Annotated in this window: 5 protein-coding genes; 3 read left to right on the plus strand and 2 right to left on the minus strand. The window is 72.6% G+C overall.

Annotation, left to right across the window (positions count from 1 at the left end; all coding sequences use genetic code 11):
• The first annotated feature begins 51 nt into the window (after positions 1-51).
• Positions 52-870, plus strand: a complete 819-nt coding sequence (locus ABT247_RS31770; protein WP_350749663.1) for a maleylpyruvate isomerase family mycothiol-dependent enzyme — start codon at positions 52-54, stop codon at positions 868-870.
• Positions 871-885: 15 nt separating this feature from the next.
• Here ABT247_RS31770 and ABT247_RS31775 read toward each other — a convergent pair whose 3' ends face one another.
• On the minus strand, positions 886-1671 hold the full coding sequence (locus ABT247_RS31775; RefSeq protein WP_350749665.1) for a DUF3152 domain-containing protein: 786 nt from the start codon (positions 1669-1671) through the stop codon (positions 886-888).
• 356 nt (positions 1672-2027) lie between these two features.
• Between ABT247_RS31775 and ABT247_RS31780 the strand changes: the two genes are divergently transcribed.
• Positions 2028-2447, plus strand: coding sequence for a DUF3151 domain-containing protein (locus ABT247_RS31780; RefSeq protein ID WP_350749668.1), 420 nt, complete (start codon positions 2028-2030; stop codon positions 2445-2447).
• Positions 2448-2635: 188 nt separating this feature from the next.
• Here the strand turns inward: ABT247_RS31780 and fbaA are convergent, their stop codons facing one another.
• Positions 2636-3658 (minus strand): class II fructose-bisphosphate aldolase, encoded by a 1023-nt coding sequence (gene fbaA, locus ABT247_RS31785; protein ID WP_350749670.1) that lies wholly within the window; start codon positions 3656-3658, stop codon positions 2636-2638.
• A 366-nt stretch (positions 3659-4024) separates the two neighbouring features.
• Between fbaA and ABT247_RS31790 the strand changes: the two genes are divergently transcribed.
• Entirely contained in the window at positions 4025-4741 is a 717-nt protein-coding gene (locus ABT247_RS31790) for a DedA family protein (protein ID WP_350749673.1), read from the plus strand.
• Positions 4742-4893 lie beyond the last annotated feature (152 nt).

Below are 4893 nucleotides of genomic sequence, written 5' to 3' on the forward strand. Positions count from 1 at the left end.
GGGCGGGCGGTTCCTGGTGAACCGTCCGCCCCTCGGCGTATGTTGGGTCCCATGCCTGCCAAGTCCCGTACGTACCAGCCGAAGAAGGTGAGCGCCGCGCTGGCGGCGCAGAACGAGGCGCTGCGCGGCGTCGTGCACCGGCTGACGGACTCGGACCTGGACCGGCCGACCCGGCTCGGATCCTGGCGGGTGCGGGAGTTGCTGGCCCACCTGAGCCTGGCGCTGGGCCGGTTGCCGGCCGCGGTGGCGGAGGACCGGGCCGCGGACGGGCCCGAGCTCTCGCTGTCCGGCTACGCGGAGCTGAGCAGGACGCTGACCGGGAGCGTCGACAGCGCGGTGGCGGAGCACGCGCAGACGGCGTTCGCGGGGCGGCCCGAGCAGGTGGCCGCCGCGTTCGACCGCTCGCTCGACGCCGTAAGGGCCGTGCTGGACAACCCGGAGGCGGTGGAGTCCGGGCGGCGGGTCTCGCTCCTGGGCGGCCGGTCCATGGACCTGACCGACTTCCTGGTGACCCGGCTGGTCGAGGCCGTGGTGCACGCCGACGACCTGGCGGCCGCACTCGGTGGGGACGCCTTCCCGCACGACCGCCAGGCCGTCGCCGCCGTCACCCGGATGCTGGCCGACGCCTTCGCCGAGCAGGTGCCGGGCGGCGCCGTCGAGCTGCGGATCCCGCCGTACGCGGTGGTGCAGGCCGTCGAGGGGCCGAAGCACACCCGCGGCACCCCGCCGAACGTGGTCGAGACCGACCCGCTGACCTGGATCCGGCTCGCCACCGGCCGCACCGGCTGGTCGGCGGAGGTGGAGGCGGCGAGGGTGTCCGCCTCCGGCGAGCGCAGCGACCTGGCGCGGCACCTGCCGATCCTGGGCTAGCCGGGAGGGGCCCCGCTAGGGGACGGCCGGCCCGCTCAGGTAGGTGCCGTCCGCGCTGTACGGCCAGGCGTTCGGCGCGCAGCCCTTCAGGCCGTAGATCTGCTGCATCATCGCGGGCGCCGGCTTGTTCGGGCCGGGGCAGGTCTCGTGGCCGTGGCCGATCCGGTGGCCCACCTCGTGGTTGACGATCAGCGCCCGGTAATCGTCCAGCGGGCCGCTGAACTGGGGTGAACCGGTGTTCCAGCGCTTTGAGTTGACGAGAACCTGGTTGCCGACGTTGCAGTTGACCTCGCCGTGGGTGTCCAGGCCGGAGGCACCGCAGATCTTGTCGACCGTGGCCGGGGAGGCGATCTTCACGGTGAAGTCGTACGAGCCGGTCGCCACCAGCTGGAAGCCGTTCTTGTGGTCGTTGGTCCAGCCGCGCCGGTCGCCGAGGATGCCGTGGACCTGCGCGGCGGCGGCCGCCGCGTCGATGCCGATGCCGTCCTCGACCTCCACCCGGTAGCGGCGCACGGTGCCGCGGCCGACCGGCTTGGCGGTGGCGGGGGCGATGGTGAAGGTGCCCGCGCCCTTGCTGGGGCCCGGGTCCGGCTCGGTGGCGGTGGGCGTGGGCGTCGGGGTCGGGGTGGGCGTCGCCGTGGGGGTCGGGGTCAGTGGCGGTGCCGCACCGGTCGACTGTTCGGCCGGCGGGGCGATCCGGGCCTGGGCGGCCGGTCCGGGGGCCGACGAGCCGGCGGAACGATTCAGCAGGAAGGCGGCGGAACCCAGCACCAGCAGCGAGGCGACCAGCGCCGTGAGCATGCCAGGGCCTATTCGGCGACGTGCCCGGCGGCGTCGGCGGCTGCCGCCGGCCTTGCGGGGCGGGGTGGCTCGCCTGCGGGTGGATGGGGCTGCGGACACGCTCGACACCCTGGCATGGAGGACTGGTGAATGTCCACGTACCGGGTATGCAACCCCGGGCGGCCGCTGGGCGTTCAGCGGGCGCCGGGCTTCCGGCGGCCGTGCCCGCCGGCGCACCGGTGCCCGCGCCGCCGGCGGGCGCCCGTTCGGCGCGTCTGCGGCGTCCGCCGGGCTCCTGGCCACCGCCCCCGCCGTGAGCCGGGTCCGATCCGGTGATCGCGGTTGACCTCTGCGGTTCGGGTGGCAGACTTCAGGGCATGGCGATCCACAGGAATCTTCTCGACGGCCCCGAACCGACCCTCCTGCCCGAGGAGGAGCGGCCCTACCGGATGCTGGCGGAGGAGTCGGCCTCCCCGACCCAGGTGGCGGCCGAGTTCCCGGCCTTCTGCCTGGCCTGGGCCATGCTCGCCGACGACGCCTACGCGGCCGGCCGCTACGTCGAGTCGTACGCCTACGCGCGCACCGGCTACCACCGCGGCCTGGACGCGCTGCGCCGCAGCGGCTGGAAGGGCCACGGGCCGGTGCCGTGGGAGCACCGCGGCAACCGCGGCTTCCTGCGCTGCCTGGCGGCGCTCGCCCGGGCGGCCGGCGCGATCAAGGAGACCGAGGAGGAGACGCGCTGCTGGCAGTTCCTGAAGGACAGCAGCGCGGAGGCCTACGCGGAGCTCAAGCAGTAGGGCGCTCGAGCAGGAGGGCGCTCGGAACAGGAGCGCCTTGCAGCAGGAGCGCATGCGCGCAGGAGCGCGTTCAGCAGGATGGCGCTGCGGAAGGAAGGGCGCCCCGCGCGAGCGCGAGGACCACACGACTGTGCCCCCGGCGGAGGACCGCCGGGGGCACACCCGTTGTCACGCCCGTCCCGACGGGCTCACTTCAGGCGCTTGCCGGCCGAGCGCAGCTGCTCGGCGGCCTCGACCACCCGGGCGGCCATGCCGGCCTCGGCCAGCTTGCCCCAGGTGCGGGGGTCGTAGGTGCTCTTCTTGCCGACCTCGCCGTCGACCTTCAACACGCCGTCGTAGTTGGCGAACATGTGGCCGGCCACCGGGCGGGTGAAGGCGTACTGGGTGTCGGTGTCCAGGTTCATCTTCACGACGCCGTTCTCCAGCGCGGTGGCGATCTCCTCGGCGGTGGAGCCCGAGCCGCCGTGGAAGACGAAGTCGAACGGGTCGGTCTTGCCGAACTGCTTGCCGATCGCGTCCTGCAGCTCGCGCAGCAGCTCCGGCTTCAGCACGACGTTGCCCGGCTTGTACACGCCGTGCACGTTGCCGAAGGAGGCGGCCAGCAGGTAGCGGCCCTTCTCGCCCAGCCCGAGCGCCTCGGCGGTGCGCACGGCGTCGTTGACGCTGGTGTACAGCTCGTCGTTGATCTCGTGCGAGACGCCGTCCTCCTCGCCACCGGTCGGGGTGATCTCGACCTCGAGGATGATCTTGGCGGCGGCGGCCTGGGCCAGCAGCTCCTGGGCGATGGCCAGGTTGTCGGCCAGGGTCTCGGCGGAGCCGTCCCACATGTGCGACTGGAACAGCGGGTTCTCGCCCTTGGCCACGCGCTCGGCGGAGATCGCCAGCAGCGGGCGGACGTAGCCGTCCAGCTTGTCCTTGGGGCAGTGGTCGGTGTGCAGCGCGACGGTGACGTCGTACTTGGCGGCGACGATGTGCGCGAACTCGGCGAGCGCGACCGCGCCGGTCACCATGTCCTTCTTGTGCTGGCCGCCCAGGAACTCCGCGCCACCGGTCGAGATCTGGATGATGCCGTCGCTCTCGGCCTCGGCGAAACCACGCAGCGCGGCGTGCAGGGTCTGCGACGAGGTGACGTTGATGGCCGGGTAGGCGAACTTGCCCGCCTTGGCCCGGTCCAGCATCTCGTTGTAGACCTCGGGAGTTGCGATGGGCATGCGATCCGCTCCTGTCGGGTTGCGGCGTACGGACGGTGCTGTCCGACGCTGTGTACGCCTTCGTGACGACTCCGTGCCGGCCCGCCGACGCGCGGCGCTGCGGTGTGGCTCTCCGGCACCAAGGTTCGAGGCGGCCTCCGCGGTACGACCATGAGGGTGGTGGGCCGCCGCGGACCGGACGCCGGTGCCATCTTCCCAGACTCGTGCCCGCAGGTCAGCAGGAGCCCGCCAGTCGGAACGTCCGGCCCGGGCGCTCGGCCGGAAGCCGTCGGAGCGCCCGGCCGGAAGTCACCGGAGCGCCCGGCCGGAAGTCGTCCGGCGCTCGGCCGGAAGCCGTCGGCAAGGTACGCCCGCTATCCTGCGCCCGTGGACTACAACCAGCTGGCCGTCAACCTCCTCGACGCCAAATCCCTGATCTCGTCCCTCGGTGCCATCGGGCTCATCGCGATCATCTTCGCGGAGACCGGCCTGCTGGTCGGCTTCTTCTTCCCGGGCGACTCACTGCTGATCCTCGCCGGCGTGGCCGCCTCGAACGCCGCCTCCTCGGTGCTCGGCGACGGCGCCAAGCTGCCGATCGCCGTCCTGCTCGTCGGCTGCCCGATCGCGGCGATCGCCGGTGCCCAGCTGGGGCACCTGATCGGGGCGAAGGTCGGGCCGAGGATGTTCGACAAGCCCGAGTCGAAGATCTTCCGCCGCGAGTACGTGGTGAAGGCGGAGGAGTACTTCAACAAGTTCGGCTCCGGCAAGGCCGTGGTGCTGGCCCGCTTCATGCCGATCATCCGGACGTTCCTGAACCCGGTGGCCGGCACCCTGGAGATGCCCGCCCGGACGTTCTTCGTCTGGAACGTCGTCGGTGGCGTGCTCTGGACCGAGTCCATGCTGCTGATCGGCTACTTCTTCGGTGACGCGCTCGCCCCGGTGATCGACAAGTACCTGATCCCGGCGGTGCTGCTGATCGTCCTGCTGTCCGTCTCGCCGATCCTGGTCGAGGTGCTGCGGGAGCGCCGCAAGAAGAAGGCGGGCGTCGTCGACAGCGCCCCCGAGACGGTGCAGAGCGGCAGCGGTCGGCACCGGCGCGGCTGAGGCCGACCGGCCGGCGGCAACCGGGTCCGACGGGTCCAACGCGAAGGGCCGGGCTGTTCCACGTGGTACAGCCCGGCCCGTCGCGTTCGACGCGGGGGTCCGGGGCGCCCTCGCGCTGAACGCCGGGTTGCGCGGCTCCGGTCGGGGGGAGA

Source organism: Kitasatospora sp. NPDC001539 (assembly GCF_040298565.1).
GTDB lineage: Bacteria > Actinomycetota > Actinomycetes > Streptomycetales > Streptomycetaceae > Kitasatospora.